Annotated in this window: 18 protein-coding genes; 7 read left to right on the top strand and 11 right to left on the bottom strand. The window is 58.2% G+C overall.

The window, feature by feature from the left end:
- Positions 1–36: 36 nt before the first annotated feature.
- The 7 genes from ruvB to ACJ8OK_RS03965 all read right to left on the bottom strand — a co-directional run bounded on the left by ruvB (position 37) and on the right by ACJ8OK_RS03965 (position 5,626).
- Positions 37–1,041, bottom strand: coding sequence for a Holliday junction branch migration DNA helicase RuvB (gene ruvB, locus ACJ8OK_RS03995; RefSeq protein WP_004932364.1), 1,005 nt, complete (start codon positions 1,039–1,041; stop codon positions 37–39).
- 19 nt (positions 1,042–1,060) lie between these two features.
- Positions 1,061–1,675 carry a Holliday junction branch migration protein RuvA gene (ruvA, locus tag ACJ8OK_RS03990; RefSeq protein ID WP_004932365.1) on the bottom strand — a complete coding sequence of 205 codons (615 nt, stop codon included), beginning with the start codon at positions 1,673–1,675 and terminating at the stop codon, positions 1,061–1,063.
- Positions 1,676–1,787: 112 nt separating this feature from the next.
- A complete protein-coding gene (ruvC, locus tag ACJ8OK_RS03985; RefSeq protein WP_004932367.1) occupies positions 1,788–2,309 on the bottom strand; it encodes a crossover junction endodeoxyribonuclease RuvC in 522 nt (173 codons plus the stop codon).
- A gap of 57 nt (positions 2,310–2,366) precedes the next feature.
- Positions 2,367–3,110, bottom strand: a complete 744-nt coding sequence (locus ACJ8OK_RS03980) for a YebC/PmpR family DNA-binding transcriptional regulator (RefSeq protein WP_004932370.1) — start codon at positions 3,108–3,110, stop codon at positions 2,367–2,369.
- A gap of 19 nt (positions 3,111–3,129) precedes the next feature.
- Positions 3,130–3,576 (bottom strand): dihydroneopterin triphosphate diphosphatase, encoded by a 447-nt coding sequence (gene nudB / locus ACJ8OK_RS03975; protein WP_004932373.1) that lies wholly within the window; start codon positions 3,574–3,576, stop codon positions 3,130–3,132.
- Positions 3,576–5,360, bottom strand: a complete 1,785-nt coding sequence (aspS, locus tag ACJ8OK_RS03970; protein ID WP_048323852.1) for an aspartate--tRNA ligase — start codon at positions 5,358–5,360, stop codon at positions 3,576–3,578. Before aspS ends, nudB begins: the two co-directional genes overlap by 1 nt.
- 74 nt (positions 5,361–5,434) lie before the next feature.
- Positions 5,435–5,626, bottom strand: coding sequence for an FmdB family zinc ribbon protein (locus ACJ8OK_RS03965; protein ID WP_033632845.1), 192 nt, complete (start codon positions 5,624–5,626; stop codon positions 5,435–5,437).
- A gap of 254 nt (positions 5,627–5,880) precedes the next feature.
- Here ACJ8OK_RS03965 and ACJ8OK_RS03960 point away from each other — a divergent pair, with 254 nt between their 5' ends.
- The 5 genes from ACJ8OK_RS03960 (at position 5,881) to cmoB (ending at position 9,640) form a co-directional block, all read left to right on the top strand.
- Positions 5,881–6,459: a hydrolase gene (locus ACJ8OK_RS03960; RefSeq protein ID WP_442530398.1), complete on the top strand. Its 579-nt coding sequence runs from the start codon at positions 5,881–5,883 to the stop codon at positions 6,457–6,459.
- Positions 6,460–6,512: 53 nt separating this feature from the next.
- Positions 6,513–7,328 (top strand): DUF72 domain-containing protein, encoded by an 816-nt coding sequence (locus ACJ8OK_RS03955; protein ID WP_410214111.1) that lies wholly within the window; start codon positions 6,513–6,515, stop codon positions 7,326–7,328.
- A 102-nt stretch (positions 7,329–7,430) separates the two neighbouring features.
- Positions 7,431–7,826 carry an MAPEG family protein gene (locus ACJ8OK_RS03950; RefSeq protein ID WP_004932387.1) on the top strand — a complete coding sequence of 132 codons (396 nt, stop codon included), beginning with the start codon at positions 7,431–7,433 and terminating at the stop codon, positions 7,824–7,826.
- 102 nt (positions 7,827–7,928) lie between these two features.
- Complete coding sequence (cmoA, locus tag ACJ8OK_RS03945; protein WP_033632842.1) at positions 7,929–8,672, top strand: carboxy-S-adenosyl-L-methionine synthase CmoA; 744 nt, start codon at positions 7,929–7,931, stop codon at positions 8,670–8,672.
- Positions 8,669–9,640, top strand: a complete 972-nt coding sequence (gene cmoB / locus ACJ8OK_RS03940) for a tRNA 5-methoxyuridine(34)/uridine 5-oxyacetic acid(34) synthase CmoB (protein WP_015378134.1) — start codon at positions 8,669–8,671, stop codon at positions 9,638–9,640. Before cmoA ends, cmoB begins: the two co-directional genes overlap by 4 nt.
- Positions 9,641–9,676: 36 nt before the next feature.
- Here cmoB and ACJ8OK_RS03935 read toward each other — a convergent pair whose 3' ends face one another.
- Together ACJ8OK_RS03935 and ACJ8OK_RS03930 are read right to left on the bottom strand one after the other, a co-directional pair.
- Positions 9,677–11,650: an FKBP-type peptidyl-prolyl cis-trans isomerase N-terminal domain-containing protein gene (locus ACJ8OK_RS03935; protein WP_442530397.1), complete on the bottom strand. Its 1,974-nt coding sequence runs from the start codon at positions 11,648–11,650 to the stop codon at positions 9,677–9,679.
- Entirely contained in the window at positions 11,647–12,051 is a 405-nt protein-coding gene (locus ACJ8OK_RS03930; RefSeq protein ID WP_033632840.1) for a hypothetical protein, read from the bottom strand. The genes ACJ8OK_RS03935 and ACJ8OK_RS03930 overlap by 4 nt, the downstream gene beginning before the upstream one ends.
- Positions 12,052–12,489: 438 nt before the next feature.
- Between ACJ8OK_RS03930 and ACJ8OK_RS03925 the strand changes: the two genes are divergently transcribed.
- Positions 12,490–14,310 carry a hypothetical protein gene (locus ACJ8OK_RS03925; RefSeq protein ID WP_033632839.1) on the top strand — a complete coding sequence of 607 codons (1,821 nt, stop codon included), beginning with the start codon at positions 12,490–12,492 and terminating at the stop codon, positions 14,308–14,310.
- Between the two features lie 131 nt (positions 14,311–14,441).
- On the opposite strand, the gene cutC is transcribed toward ACJ8OK_RS03925, so the two are convergent.
- Positions 14,442–15,200 (bottom strand): copper homeostasis protein CutC, encoded by a 759-nt coding sequence (gene cutC, locus ACJ8OK_RS03920; protein ID WP_015378138.1) that lies wholly within the window; start codon positions 15,198–15,200, stop codon positions 14,442–14,444.
- Between the two features lie 101 nt (positions 15,201–15,301).
- Between cutC and ACJ8OK_RS03915 the strand changes: the two genes are divergently transcribed.
- Complete coding sequence (locus ACJ8OK_RS03915; protein WP_060559765.1) at positions 15,302–16,450, top strand: MalY/PatB family protein; 1,149 nt, start codon at positions 15,302–15,304, stop codon at positions 16,448–16,450.
- Here the strand turns inward: ACJ8OK_RS03915 and ACJ8OK_RS03910 are convergent.
- Positions 16,447–17,013, bottom strand: a complete 567-nt coding sequence (locus ACJ8OK_RS03910; RefSeq protein WP_004929646.1) for a VOC family protein — start codon at positions 17,011–17,013, stop codon at positions 16,447–16,449. The genes ACJ8OK_RS03915 and ACJ8OK_RS03910 overlap by 4 nt on opposite strands.
- Positions 17,014–17,017: the final 4 nt, after the last annotated feature.

Genomic DNA, 17,017 nt, shown 5'->3' with positions numbered 1-17,017 from the left:
GCATCTGCGGCCCTTTCTTATTGGCGGATTAAAAATTTACTCTTCGCGTTCGAGACCAAAGTGCCGGTAGGCGTGCTGCGTCGCCAGACGGCCGCGCGGCGTGCGCTGGATAAAGCCCTGCTGGATCAGAAACGGTTCAATCACGTCTTCGATGGTTTCGCGCTCTTCACCGATCGCCGCCGCCAGGTTATCCAACCCGACTGGGCCGCCGGTAAACTTGTCGATAATCGCCAGCAGCAGTTTACGATCCATATAGTCAAAGCCTTCGGCATCGACGTTGAGCATATCAAGCGCCTGCGCCGCTACCGAACCGCTGATCACGCCGTTGGCGCGCACTTCAGCGAAATCGCGCACCCGGCGCAACAGGCGGTTGGCGATACGCGGCGTGCCGCGCGCGCGGCGGGCCACTTCATGGGCGCCCTCGTCGGACAGCTCCAGCCCCAGGCACCCGGCGCTGCGCGAGACGATGTGCTGCAGATCCGCCACCTGATAAAACTCCAGCCGCTGGACAATGCCGAAGCGATCGCGCAGCGGTGAGGTCAGCGAACCGGCGCGGGTGGTGGCACCCACCAGGGTAAACGGCGGCAGATCGAGCTTAATCGAACGCGCCGCCGGCCCTTCGCCGATCATGATATCCAGCTGATAGTCTTCCATCGCCGGATACAATACTTCTTCCACCACCGGTGACAGGCGGTGAATTTCGTCGATGAACAACACGTCGTGCGGTTCGAGGTTGGTCAGCATCGCCGCCAAATCGCCCGCCTTCTCTAACACCGGGCCAGAAGTGGTGCGCAAATTTACGCCCATTTCGTTGGCCACGATGTTGGCCAGGGTGGTTTTCCCCAGCCCCGGCGGGCCAAAGATCAGTAAATGGTCGAGCGCGTCGCCGCGCTGCTTGGCCGCCTGAATGAAGATCTCCATCTGCTCGCGCACGTGCGGCTGGCCGACGTATTCGGTCAGCAGCTTGGGACGAATGGCGCGATCGAGGATCTCCTCTTCGTTGATCGGTTCGGCGGAAATCAGGCGATCGGCTTCAATCATTATCTACCCCTTTTCGGCCTTACAGGGCGGCGCGCAGCGCGTCGCGGATCAGGGTTTCGCAGTCGGCGCCCGGCTTGGCAATCTTGCTGACCATGCGGCTGGCTTCCTGCGGCTTATAGCCCAGCGCCACCAGCGCCGAGACAGCTTCGGCTTCTGCGTCCGCTTCCGGCGTTTTGTCGGCGGCGGCCGGCAGGCTGATCTCGCTGCTGTTGTTGAACAGATCGCCGTTCAGCCCTTTGAAGCGGTCTTTCATCTCGACCACCAGGCGCTCGGCGGTTTTTTTGCCCACGCCCGGCAGCTTGACCAGTGCGGTGATCTCTTCGCGCTCCACCGCGCTGACGAACTGCTGCGCGGACATGCCCGACAGGATGGCGAGCGCCAGTTTCGGCCCGACGCCGTTGACCTTAATCAGCTCGCGGAACAGCGCGCGCTCCTGCTTGTCGTTGAAACCGTACAGCAGCTGCGCGTCTTCACGCACCACGAAGTGGGTAAACACGATGGCCTCTTGCCCCAGTTCCGGCAGCTCGTAAAAGCAGGTCATCGGCATGTGCACTTCATAACCCACGCCGTTCGCCTCCAGTAACACCAGCGGCGGCTGCTTTTCCAGAATATTTCCTCTGAGACGACCTATCATTTACCCTCCTGCAGAATGACCGGGCATGGCGCCCTGCCATGCCGTTGCTGGTAAAGCTTATAACATAAAAAAGGCTGGATGAATATCCAGCCTGAGCAATCATCGTTTCGCGTCAGCGCAAACGCCCGCGCGCCAGGTTCAGCCGCCCTTCGCTCATTCGCAGCACGTTCTGGCTGAGGTGGCAGTGGGTGATGGCGATGGCCAGGGCATCCGCGGCATCCGCCTGCGGGTTTGCCGAGAGTTTGAGCAGCGAGCGCACCATGTGCTGTACCTGCGCCTTTTCGGCCGCGCCGGTGCCGACCACGGTTTGTTTGACCTGCCGCGCCGCATACTCGAACACTTCCAGGTTCTGATTAACCGCCGCCACGATCGCGACGCCGCGCGCCTGGCCGAGCTTGAGCGCCGAATCCGGGTTCTTGGCCATAAACACCTGTTCGATGGCGAAGAAATCGGGCTGAAACTGGGTGATGATCTCGCTGACGCCGGCGTAAATCAGCTTCAGCCGCGTCGGCATGTCGTCCACCACCGTGCGGATGCAGCCGCTGGCGATATAGCTCAACTGGCGCCCCTGCTGGCGGATAAGGCCATAGCCGGTGACGCGCGAGCCGGGATCGATACCGAGTATGATCGCCATATCTACATCCACCTTGCATGCACGGCGCCGCCGAACGGCGGCGCCCGTTTTACCGGATTACAGCGTCGCCGCCACTTCGTCGGAGATTTCACCGTTATGGTAAACTTCCTGCACGTCGTCGCAGTCTTCCAGCATATCGATCAGGCGCAACAGCTTAGGCGCGGTTTCCGCGTCCATGTCGGCCTTGGTCGATGGGATCATCGACACTTCCGCCGCTTCGGCTTCGAAGCCCGCCGCGGTCAGCGCGTCTTTCACCGCGCCCAGGCTTTCCCAGGCGGTGAACACGTCGATGGCGCCATCGTCATAGGTCACGATGTCTTCCGCACCGGCTTCCAACGCCGCTTCCATTACGCTGTCTTCATCCAGGCCCGGTGCGTAGGTGATCACGCCCTTCTTGGTGAACAGATAAGCCACGGAACCGTCGGTGCCGAGGTTGCCGCCGCATTTGGTAAAGGCGTGGCGCACTTCCGCCACGGTGCGGTTGCGGTTGTCGCTCAGGCATTCGATCATGACGGCGGTGCCGCCAGGGCCGTAGCCTTCATAGATGATGGTTTCCATATTGGTATCATCATCGCCGCCCACGCCGCGCGCGATTGCACGGTTCATGGTGTCGCGCGTCATGTTGTTCGACAGCGCCTTGTCCATCGCCGCGCGCAGACGCGGGTTGGAATCCGGATCGCCGCCACCCAGCTTGGCGGCGGTGACCAGCTCACGAATAATCTTGGTGAAAATTTTACCGCGCTTGGCGTCCTGCGCCGCTTTACGGTGCTTTGTGTTGGCCCACTTACTATGACCTGCCATAAAAAATCTCCGAAAAAAACTACTGGACTGAATTGATCACGAACTCTTCAATCGCCTGCTGATTGCTCCACGACTTGGTCAACTTCACGGCCTCGGCCGCCTCAAGCCATTGGTAAGCGTGATGCTCGGTAATCACCGGATCGCGCTCCTCGGGCAACGCCAGACAGAACCAGTGCTCTTTATTGCGCGTGGTTCCCGGCGCATAGCGATGTCGCAAATGGACAAAGAGTTCAAACTCCACGCAGCGCTGGCAATCGAACAACGGCAGGTGCTCTGCTTCGATATCGATGCCCACTTCTTCCATGACCTCACGCCGCGCGGCATGCGGCGGCGACTCATCCTGTTCCAGGCTGCCGGTGACCGACTGCCAGAACTCGGTATCGTCGCGCCGCTGTAACATCAGCACCCGACCACTGGATTTCGCGTAAATCACTACCAGGATAGATTCAGGGCGCTTGTAACTCATCACTCGCTCTCTTGTTCCGCACCGGCTTTCTTTACCACGCTGATCGCCAGCTCCTGCAGCGCCGCCGGGTTAGCGAAGCTCGGTGCGTCGGTCATCAGACAGGCCGCCGCGGTGGTTTTCGGGAAGGCGATAACGTCGCGGATGTTGTCGGTGCCGGTCAGCAGCATCACCAGACGGTCCAGGCCGAAAGCCAGGCCGGCGTGCGGCGGCGTGCCGTACTTCAGCGCGTCCAGCAGGAAGCCGAACTTCTCGCGCTGTTCGTGTTCGTCGATGCCCAGAATGCTGAATACCGTCTGCTGCATTTCGCTGCGGTGAATACGCACCGAACCGCCGCCCACTTCGTAACCGTTGATCACCATGTCATAGGCGTTGGCGATGGCGTTGACCGGCGCTGCGGCCAACTCTTCCGGGCTCATGTCGCGCGGCGAGGTGAACGGGTGGTGCATTGCCGCCAGGCCGCCCTCTTCGTCTTCTTCGAACATCGGGAAGTCAACCACCCACAGCGGTGCCCAGCTGTCGAGTTGGGTCAGCCCCAGATCGCGACCCAGCTTCAGGCGCAGCGCGCCCATCGCATCGGTGACAATCTTGAAACTGTCTGCGCCGAAGAACAGGATGTCGCCGGTCTGCGCGTCGGTGCGCGCCAAGACGGCTTCCAGCACTTCCGCACTGAGGAATTTGGCGATCGGGCTCTGCACGCCTTCCATGCCGGCGGCGCGGTCGTTGACCTTCAGCCAGGCCAGGCCTTTGGCGCCGTAGATGTTGACGAAAGCGCCGTACTCGTCGATCTGCTTGCGGGTCAGCTGTGCGCCGCCCGGTACGCGGATCGCCGCCACGCGGCCTTTGTCGTCGTTGGCCGGGCCGGAGAACACTTTGAACTCGACGTCCTTGACCAGGTCGGCCACGTCCACCAGCTCCAGCGGGTTACGCAGGTCCGGCTTGTCGGAACCAAAGCGACGCATCGCTTCGGCGAAGGTCATGACCGGGAAATCGCCCAGATCCACGCCCTTCACGTCCAGCCACAGTTCGCGCGCCAGCTTCTCCATCACTTCACGCACCTGCTCGGCGGTCATGAAGGAGGTTTCGACGTCGATCTGGGTGAATTCAGGCTGACGGTCCGCACGCAGGTCTTCGTCACGGAAGCATTTGACGATCTGATAGTAACGATCGAAGCCGGACATCATCAGCAGCTGTTTAAACAGCTGCGGAGACTGCGGCAGCGCGTAGAATTTGCCCTTGTGCACGCGGCTCGGCACCAGGTAATCGCGGGCGCCTTCCGGCGTCGCTTTGGTCAGCATCGGCGTTTCGATGTCGAGGAAACCGTGGCTGTCCATAAAGCGGCGTACGAAGCTGGTGATTTTGGCGCGAGTCTTCAGACGCTCGGCCATTTCCGGGCGACGCAGATCGAGGTAACGGTATTTCAGGCGCGCCTCTTCGCTATTGACCTGGTTGGAGTCCAGCGGCAGCGGCTCGGAGCGGTTGATGATCTCGAGCGCGTGGGCGAACACTTCCACTTCGCCGGTAGCCATATCTTTATTGATCTGGCTGTCCGGACGCGCACGCACGGTGCCGACGATCTGGATGCAGAACTCATTGCGCAGGTCATAGGCCTTGTCGAACGCCACTTTCTGGTCCGGATCGAAGAACACCTGCACGATGCCTTCGCGGTCGCGCATATCAATAAAGATCAGGCCGCCCAGATCGCGACGACGATTGACCCAACCACACAGAGTGACTTCCTGGCCCACGTGGGACAGATTCAACTGCCCGCAATATTCAGTACGCATACGCTATCCTTTTACACAGCCGATGCCGCGCCGGGCTACTGCGCCCCTGTCGCGCGGCTGTTATCTGATAAATTCTACTTGTTGCCCGGTTTAAAATCCGTCGCATACCAGCCGGTGCCCTTAAGCTGGAAACCGGAAGATGAAATCAACTTGGTCAACGCGGGCTGCCCACACGCCGGGCAGTCTGCCAGCGGCGCATCGGAAAATTTTTGCAATTTCTCTAACCGATGGTTGCAAGCACCACATGCATATTCATAAATCGGCATAGGTCGTTGGATTAAAGAGTGTTGAAAAAAGGGAGTCATTATAAAGGAAATTCATCCGCCCGATAAGTGCGAACACAGCATTGTTACTGCACTAAATGGCGCGTTTTTGTTCGAATCAACACATCGGTTAACAAATTTCCCATTAACCTGCGACAGTTTTTTCACGTAGCCTGATTCTCCCCCGGTTTTGCGCCGAACGCAGCTCGCCCGACGCGCCGAACAGTTTTTATCCACTTCGCAACGAGATGAAATCCATGCTGAAACTTGACGCCCAAACCACCGCTCTGGTGCTGATCGATTTGCAAAACGGCATTCTGCCTTACGCCGGCGGCCCGCACGGCGCCGACCAGGTGGTGGCGAACGCCGCCCTGCTGGCCGCGCGTTTTCGCATGCTGGGCGCGCCGGTGCTGTTGGTGCGCGTCGGTTGGTCAGACTCCTTCGCCGAGGCGCTGAAACAACCGGTGGATAAACCGGCTCCCGCGCCCGTCGGCGGTTTGCCGGCCAGCTGGTGGGAATTCCCCGCGCCGCTGGCGGTCTGCGACAACGATATTCTGATCACCAAACGCCAATGGGGCGCCTTCTACGGCACCGATCTGGACTTGCAGCTGCGCCGCCGCGGCATCAAATCCGTAGTCTTGGGCGGCATATCCACCAATATCGGCGTGGAATCCACCGCCCGCGCCGCCTGGGAGCACGGCTATGAGCTGGTGATCGCCGAAGACGTCTGCAGCGCGCAGAACGCGGAAATGCACCGCTTCGCGTTCGAACACATCTTCCCGCGTTTGGCGCGGGTGCGCGACACCGGCGAAATTCTTGCCGCGCTCGAGCGGTAACGTTAAGTTGTAGCCTGATAAACCAAGCACAAGTAAAGGAAGACGACGCCGTGATCTACATCGGACTGCCGCAGTGGCAACATTCAGCCTGGAATCGTATCGGGCTGCGTGATTTGGCGGATTACAGCCGCTACTTCAACTGCGTGGAAGGCAACACCACCTTCTACGCGCTGCCGAAACTGGAAATCGTGCAGCGCTGGCGCGACATGACCGGCGACGATTTTCGCTTCTGCTTCAAATTCCCGTCGGACATCAGCCACAAGGCCGCCCTGCGCAACTGCGCCGCCGAGCTACAGGCATTTTACCACTGCCTGGGCCCGGTGCATCAGCGCATCGGCCAGTTGTGGCTGCAGCTGCCCGCCGCCTTCGGCCCCGATGAGCTGCCGCGCATGTGGCAGTTCTTCGAAAGCCTGCCGCAGGAATTCACTTACGGCGTAGAAGTGCGTCATCCGGCGTTTTTCGCCAAGGGTGAGGAAGAGCGCGCGTTGAATCAGGGGTTACACCAGCGCGGCATCAATCGGGTGATCCTCGACAGCCGCCCGGTGCATCACGCCGCCCCCAATACCGCCGCCGTGCGCGATGCCCAGCAGAAAAAACCGAAGCTGCCGGTACACGCTCTGGTCACCGCCGACCAACCGTTGGTGCGCTTTATCGGCGGTGACCAACTGGCCGATAACCTGCGCTGGTTCGAAGCCTGGCAACAAAAACTGCCGCTGTGGCAGCAACAGCATCAGCCCTATCTGTTTATTCATACGCCGGACAACGGCGATTCGCCCCAGCAGGCGCAAAAAATTTGGCAGCATTTGCGCCTGGCGATCCCTGATTTGCCTGCGCCGCCAGACTGGCCAGAACAAGATGCACTGTTTTGACCTATTAATCTGACCAATAACATCAAATATTTCCCCGCGACAGTGAATACAATGACGGCTATGATGCTGGCTGCCAGTTTTGGTTAGGGAACGGAGTTAAAAATGGTAAGCGCGCTTTATGTGGTGCTCGGCGCATTGTTGTTGATCAAACTCTCTTATGACGTAGTCAGGTTAAGGATGCAGTACCGCGTAGCCTACGGCGACGGCGGTTTCTACGAATTGCAGACCGCCATCCGCGTGCATGGCAACGCCGTTGAATACATTCCTATCGCTGCCGTATTGCTGGTGATCATGGAAATGAACGGCGCAGAAATCTGGATGATTCACCTCTGCGGCCTGATGCTGATGGCCGGGCGGTTGGTGCATTACTACGGTTTACGCAACCGCGAGGTTCGTTGGCGCCGTTCAGGCATGGCCGCGACCTATATCTCTTTGTTGTTGATGGTTCTGGCAAATATCTTCTATCTGCCTTGGGATCTGATTTTCAGCCTGCACTGATCCCGTTTTATCATCAGGCGGCCGCGCCGCCTGCTTCCGCTCCGCTTTTTTGCGCTTTTCTGTTAGACTACGCAGCTTCGAATTCTGAACTGATTTGCCGCTATGCCAAACCGCGATACTCTTTTCTCCGCCCCCATCGCCAAACTGGGCGACTGGACCTTCGACGAACGCGTCGCCGAAGTATTCCCCGACATGATCCAACGCTCCGTTCCCGGCTATTCCAACATCATCTCGATGATCGGCATGCTGGCCGAACGTTTTGTGCAACCCGACAGCCGGGTGTATGACCTGGGCTGCTCGCTGGGCGCGGCGACGCTGTCAATGCGGCGGAATATCAAGGTGCCCGGCTGCAATATCATCGCCGTCGACAATTCGCCGGCGATGGTAGAACGTTGCCGCCGCCATATTGACGCCTTCCGCGCTGACACGCCGGTTGATGTCATCGAAGCCGACATTCGCGACATCGACATCGAAGACGCCTCAATGGTGGTACTGAACTTTACGCTGCAGTTCCTCGAGCCGGCCGATCGCCTGCGCCTGCTGGAGAAAATCTATCGTGGCCTGCGCCCAGGCGGCGCGCTGGTGCTGTCGGAGAAGTTCAGCTTTGAAGACGCCGAAGTCGGCGAGCTGCTGTTCAACATGCACCACGATTTCAAACGCGCCAACGGATACAGCGAGCTGGAGATCAGCCAAAAACGCAGCATGCTGGAAAACGTGATGCTGACCGATTCGGTGGAGGCGCACAAGGCGCGTCTGCAACAGGCCGGATTCGAGCATGCTGAAGTGTGGTTCCAGTGCTTCAACTTCGGTTCGCTGATCGCCCTGAAAGCGGGGGATGCGCAATGATCGAATTCGGTGATTTCTATCAGCGCATTGCCAAGAGCCCCCTCAGCCACTGGCTGGATACGCTGCCCGCGCAGCTGAGCGCCTGGCAACGCGAATCGCTGCACGGCAAATTCAAGCAGTGGTTCAACTCGGTGGAGCATTTGCCGACGCTGACCCCCACCCGTCTCGATCTGCTGCACGGCGTGCGCGCTGAGATGGAGCCTGGCCTGTCACCGGGCCAGCGTGAAGGCGTCGAGAAAATGCTGCGCACCCTGATGCCGTGGCGTAAAGGGCCGTTCTCGCTGTATGGCATCGATATCGATACCGAATGGCATTCCGACTGGAAGTGGGATCGCGTGCTGCCGCACATCTCCCCGTTGGCCGGACGCACCATTCTCGACGTCGGCTGCGGTAGCGGTTATCACCTGTGGCGCATGATCGGCGCCGGCGCACACTTTGCCGTAGGCATCGATCCGATGCAGCTGTTCCTGTGCCAGTTCGAAGCGGTGCGCAAGCTATTGGGCGGCGATCAGCGCGCCCACCTGCTGCCGCTCGGCATCGAGCAGTTGCCGGAACTGGCGGCATTCGACACCGTGTTCTCGATGGGGGTGCTGTATCACCGCCGCTCGCCGCTCGATCATCTGTATCAGTTGAAAAATCAGCTGGTAGCTGAAGGCGAACTGGTGCTGGAAACGCTGGTGGTGGAAGGCGATCGCCACCAGGTGCTGGTGCCGGGCGACCGTTATGCGCAGATGCGCAACGTGTATTTCATTCCTTCCGCCGAAGCGCTGAAATGCTGGCTGGAGAAATGCGGCTTCGTCGACGTGAAAATCGCCGATATGTGCGTCACCAGCCTCGAAGAACAGCGCCGTACAGACTGGATGACCAGCGAGTCGCTGGCTGAATTCCTCGACCCGAACGACCGCAGCAAAACGGTTGAAGGCTATCCTGCGCCGCTGCGCGCCGTATTGACCGCCAAAAAGCCCTAGCGCTTGCTAATCGGGCCGGCCTGCGCCGGCCTCAACTTACCCGTTGCCGGCATCGACAATCCGCAGCTCATACACCATCGTCGCGTTCGGCGGGATCTGCGGCGCATAGCCCGTTTCACCGTACGCCAACTCCGGAGGCACCACCATCGTCAGCGAACCGTGATTTTTCAGATGGCCGATCGCCTCGCGGAACAACGGCGGATAGGCGGAAAGCGGCTGAGACATCACCTTTCCACTGCGATCCATATCCTGGATCACGCTGCCGTCGGTTAAGCTCTCTTTCACCACGATATCCACCCGCGCGTTTTCCGCAATGGTTTCATCACCCGCATAATCGATGCGATACCAGAAGCCGGCTGGCGACTTCTGCGTGCCCTTCTTCTTTTTGAACTCGGCAACGAACGCTTCGCCTTTGCTGGTTTGCCTCTTCGCCGCCTGGCTTCTGGCGTCGTTCACCGCTTTTTCCGACTCCGCCAATGCGCGGGTCAGCTGCGCATCGCTCAACTGGTAATGGCCGTTGAAGGTATCGATCACGCCGGCCAGCAGCACGGTTTTATCGGGTGTGATGCCCCAATTTTTACGCTCCGCCAGCATCGTTTGGATATCGCGCCCCAGGGCGACGCCGGCAGCATAGCTCTGTTGTTCCGGCTTTTTCTTCAGCGTTTTCACCTCCGGCAACCATTTGGCCCGCGATCTCAGCCCGCTCAGTTCGTCTTGCAAAGCTTGCTGAGCCTGATGGGCGGCAGCCAGCTCCGCCGCCGTTTTATCCGCCCGTTGCGTCGCTTCATCCCTCTTCTGCGCTGCCTGCGCGCTTTCCGCCGTCACCGCCGCCAGACGTTGTTCCAGCGTTTTGGCCTGCTCGGTTTGCGTTTTGTTTTTTTCCTGCAGTTGCGCCAACTGCCGCTGCAGTTCCTCCGTCGCTTTGGCGGCTTCTATCGCCTGCTTTGCCAGCGCCGCCTTCAGGCTGTTCTCTTGCTGCTCGGCCTGCTGGCGTTGGTCATCACGCTCTTTTTGCAGCGCTGCCAGTTGCTGCTGAAGTTCCCCCGTCGCTTTGGCGGTCTCGGTCTTTTGCTGCTCCAGCGCCATCTTCAGGTTTTTCTCCTGTTTTTCGGCCTGTTGGCGTTGGAGATCCTGTTCTTTCTGCAGTTGTGCCAGCTGCCGCTGCAGTTCCCCCGTCAACTTGGCGGCTTCGGCCTGTTGCTGCGCCAGCGCTGTCTTCAGGCTTTTCTCTTGTTGCCCCTCCTGTTGTCGTTGGACACCCTGTTCTTTCTGCAGTTGTGCCAGCTGCCGCTGCAGTTCCCCCGTCAACTTGGCGGCTTCGGCCTTCTGTCGTTCCAGCTCAGCAGCGGCCGCTTTTTTGTCCTGTTCATAACGCTGACGCGCTTTATCGTTGGCGGTTTGCGCCGCCGTCAGCTTCTCCTCCCAAACCTGCTGCCGAACGTTTTCCGCTGGTTTAGGCAAGGCCGCCAGCCGTTGTTCCAGCAAGGCAATGCGCCGATCTCGCTCCGCGGTTTGTTGCTTTTGCCGCGCTAACGCGGCTTGCGCTTCGGCGATCTGCGCCTGAGCCTTGCGTTCCTGCGGCGTCAGATTCAGCGCCTGTCGCACGCCGCTGGCGAAGTCGCTCAACGCGCTCAGATCGGGAGCAGGTGCCGGTTTATCGGCAGCCGTCAGGGATGACGCAACGCGCAGCGCGGTCAGCTCCTGCTGCAGTGATTGAATAGCGGCTTGCTGTTGTTCCAATCGAGTCTCTTTCTCACGCAGCGCCTTTTGCAGCTGCGTCAGTTGCTTTCTCTGCGCAGCCGTTTCACGAATCTGAATCGGCCGGGACGCCGGCTTTTGGGTTTCCCGAGATGGGGTAACCACGGTATCAGCCGCCGGTGCATCCTGCCGCTGATAACGCTCGGCAAACTGCAATAACGCCGGCACATCGTCATCCGCCGCGGCCACCGCTGGCGCAAACGCCAGCGGTATCATCAGGCTCAGTAATGCCTTTCTTGCACGAGGGGTCATTGGGCGCGTTCTCCGCGCTCAGCCAGGCCGGTCATCATGGCAGAACTGATGTCTGCGCAGAGACGGCTGGTGCGATAACGATACAGCGCGTCGACGGTTTCCTGCGTGCCCGTATTGACCCGCTGACGTACCCCGGCATACTGCGCGGCGCCGCTCATCAAGGTATCGAACTCGCGTTTGAATTTCTGATATTTCTCGTTATCCATGCCGCGCATGGCATCCAGTTCGCGCTGGCACTGTTGCATGCGCTCGGCCTCACGCTGCCGCTTATCTTGCTCCGCAACTTCTTCTGCGCTGGGCGGCTTACTCAATGTAGAAACAGGCCGCTTGGCGGTCTGGCAGCCGGTCAGGGCCAACGTCAGCAAAAGCGCAGCGGTCAAACAGTGTGCCGTTCGGGTCATTATCGTTATCTCCTTGTAAAGTCCGCCGTCGACGTGCTCTGTGGCTGCGCCGACGGCTCTCCTCATTGGTGCTGTGATGTTCCGGCCATCAACCAGGCTGTGTTCGGACATGAAAACGCAGACGCAGCGTTGAGAGGCATGTCGCCAATAATTCACCGCATCAATACATACAAAAAAATCATTTAATATTATGATATTTAAAGGATTTTAACTCACAAACTTATCAGCAGGACATGACGATCGCAAGAAGATATGGGGGGTTGGTCGACCGAGATACCGCGTTGAAACGGGCAAATGGTCTTTACAAAACATAAAAAAAGCCCCGGCAAAACGCCGGGGCCTGACTTTACGCTGTATCAGCGTCCTACAAACCTTATCGACTGTTTCAATCGTCCCGTCTGATTGACAATCATGTTGCCAACCAACAGGAGAAATACCATGAGCAATATGATTAGTGTAAATAATATCAGTGAATTGCGTAATCTGACGCCAGTTACAGATGACCAGATTGTCTTTTTAGTTTCTCACTCCGCCGGACGTTTCGCCGGCGGCGGAGAATTCTATTATGCGAAAACGGATACAACCAGTGCGGACAATAACGGCACCGTGGTGGTTACATCGGGAGGAGCCCGCTGGAAACGACTGGAGCAGAAACTTAGTTTCGATCACTTCGGCGCCGATCCCAGTGGTGCCTCCGCCTCGGATGCAGCAATCAGCGCGACATTAAACTATGCCGCGAGTTTAAAAAACAAAGTGGTCTATGCTTCGGAAAATGCTCAATATCTGCTGACCAGTGCTCAGCCTATCAACGTCGCTAGCGGCGTCACTGTGAGAGGCTCCCGTCGCGGTATTGCTCAAGGCCCTGCAAGCCTCACAAGCAATGGTCCTAATCGGGCAGGCCTTGCGGACGACAGTGCTTTCATTATCAAGAAACCCGCGGGTACGGTTTGTTTCGCCTGCGATAAGAATGTTGTCTTTGATGGTTGGTCGTTCCTCTACCCGGATCAAAAATATACTGCCACCCAGCCGGAGGCATTCGTTCAATACGGTGCCACCATTACGGCAGGTGGCGCTCTGTCAGTCGCCAACTGCCGTTATGTAGGCGCCTATGACTTTGTTGAAGCTCGAGGAGAAGCCAACAACTTTGAGAATATCTACGGTTGGGCAGTCCGCTGCGACTACAGGGTTTATGAAAGCAGGGACATCAACAGATTTACCAATGTTCACGTCAATGCCAATGTCGTGCGTCCGACAGAAAACGCGGTTACTGCCTCTATCGCCGTAGCCGGTTCTTGTGCTTTCAATTTCGATCGCCACGACAATACGTTTATGGTGAATGTATTCTCTTATGGCAAAAAGATCTTTATCAAAACCACAACACAAGGAACTTCCTATTTAGGCGGTCTCAGCCTAAGCAATTTCATGGCAGACAGAAATGGTACCGGCATCGATATCGACTCAGATTCCTCCGCCAATATTCAAATCGCCAACGGTTCCTACATCAATGATTATGGTGATGCCGTTGGGGGATTCCTGGTATTAAGAAAATCCACCAGCCAATCTAATATCACCCCAGTTCAAATCAGTAATGTTAACTTCGCTACCGCCAATGGGCCCAAGGGCACACTGTCGCCCCAGGCTATTCGCTTCGAAGCTAACGCTGGGTATCAACTCTCATTCAGCAACACCGTTATGCCAATGTGGACAAACGGCAGTCTGAACAATGAAGCGGGTTACAACATTCTCAGAGGCACACTGAGCATTGCACAGCGCAGTTATCAGCTGCATGAGGCCCCGCTAAATTATTTGACGAACAGCAATCTGATCGCCATCGGTGCTGATAATCAGCCTACAGGCTGGTTTATCGACGGGAAACTGACGGTAGACAGCAATCTTCTGACAGCCACTGGCGACAACCCGGCCTACAAAGGTTTGGGTCAACGTATTCATCGGAGCATGGGACCGAGGACATTCTGGGCCATCGCATCCTCTATCGGCGATCAATCTACCGCGCAAGCTTCGACTGGCATTTGGGCCCGCTCGTTCAACGATAACTATACCGACACTGTCGAGAGCAATCAGGCTATTCCCTGGATACGCATCGGCAACCTTTACTACGCGCGTTTTGTCATGAACAACAATCGCACTATCCACGATATCTTGGTCAATCCCGGCAGTGGCAATAATACGGTGCGCATTTTAGCCTGCGGCATTAGCCCGGGTGAAATCTTCGACTTCTCGCCTGACACGTTGCAATAGTCTCTCGCGGCATAAAAAAAGCCCCGGCAAAACGCCGGGGCCTGGTACTTGCGTGATCGCCGAGGGCTCAGTGACACGCAAAGGGGTCTTACGGCCCGGAAACCGGTTGTCAAACGCGGCTAACTGCGTGTTTATGCGCTTTGCGCCAGAGGATCAACCAAGGCCAGCGCGTTTTTCATCGCCTCCACCATTTCGCCATCCACGCAATAATGGCTAAATTCGTCAAATTCGTTATCGGAACACATGGTGACGCCCGCCTTGCGATAACGCATGGTCGACGGCACCAGATGGCCGGAAGAGCTGTGCAGTTCATGCAGGCCGATATCGACAAACTTATGCAGATTGCTGAGGCGCACGCCGGCACCCGCCATGATCACCGGGCCTTGGCTGGCCTGGCGCAAATCGCGCAGCAACGGCAGGCCAAGTTCGGCGCTCTGCTGCTGGCCGGAGGTCAGAATGCGCGCCACACCCAGCTCGGTCAGTTGCTCCAGCGCCACCATCGGATTCTGGCACATATCGAACGCGCGATGGAACGTCACCGCCATGCCTTCGCACAGCCTCATCACTTCGCGCATGCGCGGCAGATCGATGTGCCCTTCGTCGTCCAGCATGCCAACCACCACGCCGGGGAACCCCATCTCGCGAATTTGGCGGATATCTTGTTTGATCACTTCGAAATCCACCGCGCCGTAGCAGAAATCGCCACCGCGCGGGCGAACGATCGGATGCACCGGGATCGCAACCCGCTCACGCGCCAGACGCAGCGTGCCATAGCTCGGCGTCAATCCCCCTTCGCTCTGGCTGGCGCACAACTCGATGCGATCGGCGCCCGCCCGTTCGGCCGTCAGCGCACAGTCGACGCTAAAGCAACAAACTTCCAGTTTTATCATTGTCACCCCCAGATAACGGCCAACATACGGCGGCAATTGTTCATTTCTTCATTTCTCACGTAGGCTCATGCATAGGCATAAACCGGCTCAGGGTTATCACTATGGCATTCAATTTTGATCAATGGGTAGACCGCAGTCACAGTGACAGCGTTAAGTGGGATAAATATCGCGGCAGCGACATCATCCCGCTGTGGGTCGCCGACAGCGATTTCACCTCACCGCCGGCGGTGATCGAAGCCTTGCAGCGCCGCGTAGCACACGGCGTATTCGGCTACACCCACCCATCCCCTGATCTTATTGAGGTTTTTATCCGCCGCATGGTAGAGCGCTACGATTGGCACATCAAGCCTGAATGGATCATTTTCCTGCCTGGCCTGGTGTGTGGCCTGAACCTGTGCGTGCGGGCCTGCACCGAAGAACATCAGAGCACGCTGGCCCCCTCGCTCATTTATCCGCCGTTTCGCAAAGCGGCCAAATTCGCCGGGCGTAAACACCTTCCGGTATCGCTAACAGCGGTCAACCAACGTTGGGGACTGGATTTTTCCTCGACGCATGATCAGCTCAACGGCAACGAAAAACTCCTGTTGCTGTGCAACCCGCAGAACCCCGGTGGCACCGTGTATCGCCGAGAGGAGTTGTTGCAGCACCATCAGTTCGCTCGCGAACACGATTTAATCGTCTGTTCGGATGAAATCCACTGCGAACTGCTGCTTGAGCCCGGCGCGCGGCATATCCCCTTCGCCACCCTGAATGAAGACGCGGCCCAACGCAGCGTGACGCTGATGTCACCGTCAAAGACGTTTAATCTCGCCGGGCTCGGCGCCTCAATGGCGATCGTTCCCAACGAAGCATTGCGACAAAAGCTGAAACGCGCGCGCAGCGGCATCGTGCCGGAGGTCAATCTGTTGGCGCTGGTGGCGGCGCAGGCGGCTTATCAATACGGACAACCCTGGCTGGATGAGCAGTTGATTTATCTGCGCGCCAATCGCGATCGGCTGACAAAGCGTATCAACGCCATGCCGGGATTGACGTTGCTGCCCGTCGAGGCCACCTACCTGGCCTGGATAGACTGCAGCGCGCTGCCGGTAGATAACCCGCATCAGTTCTTCGAACGTGCGGGCGTTGGGTTAAGCGCCGGCTTGGACTTCGGCGATCGGCGCTTTGTACGGCTTAACTTTGGTTGCCGATGGGCCCTGCTCGATGAAGCGCTCGATCGCATGGCGCGAGCCTGTGCGGCGCTGCCTGGCTAACCTTGTTCGCTGGCGACGATGTCTCGAATGGAATACGGATGAAACTTGATCGTGACCGTTCCGTCGGTGATGGCCAGCGTCGGGTTCGGTAGCCGCTCGCCCTCGCCTTTTGGCGAGCTTTGCTTCAGCTTGATCCCCGGCGCCAACAATGCCTCATCGGCAAGGTGGCTCAACGCCCGAGCGTACAGCGTCTGAGGATCGCCACTGAGCACTAATTCGACGTGTTCCCAGCCTTCGTGCGGATAGCGTTTCTCCCCAGGATACGGCAGCTCGATGCAGTCTATCCGCCACGGCCCTACGGCCAGCGGCTGAGACAAATCGAACAGACAGATAGGCCGCCCGTTGATCATCGATTCGGATAGCAGTGTCCCGCACTGCATCAGCCCCTGGCGCCAACGTTCGGCGGTGGCATTCTGGTGACAGCGCAGGGAGATGTGATCGGCGGTGAACGCGGCCAGATCAAGCCGCAATTTGGCGGCAAATTGATGCAGCGCCTGCTCGAAACGCGGCAAATCGAGCTTCAGATCGTCAAGCTCGGCAATGGCCTGCAAGGGAGTGGTCATAGAA

It is taken from the genome of Serratia sp. CY71090, assembly GCF_052166845.1.
Classification (GTDB): domain Bacteria; phylum Pseudomonadota; class Gammaproteobacteria; order Enterobacterales; family Enterobacteriaceae; genus Serratia; species Serratia nematodiphila.
The sequence above is the reverse complement of the archived record's forward strand: the minus strand, read 5'-3'. Positions and strand labels throughout refer to the sequence as shown.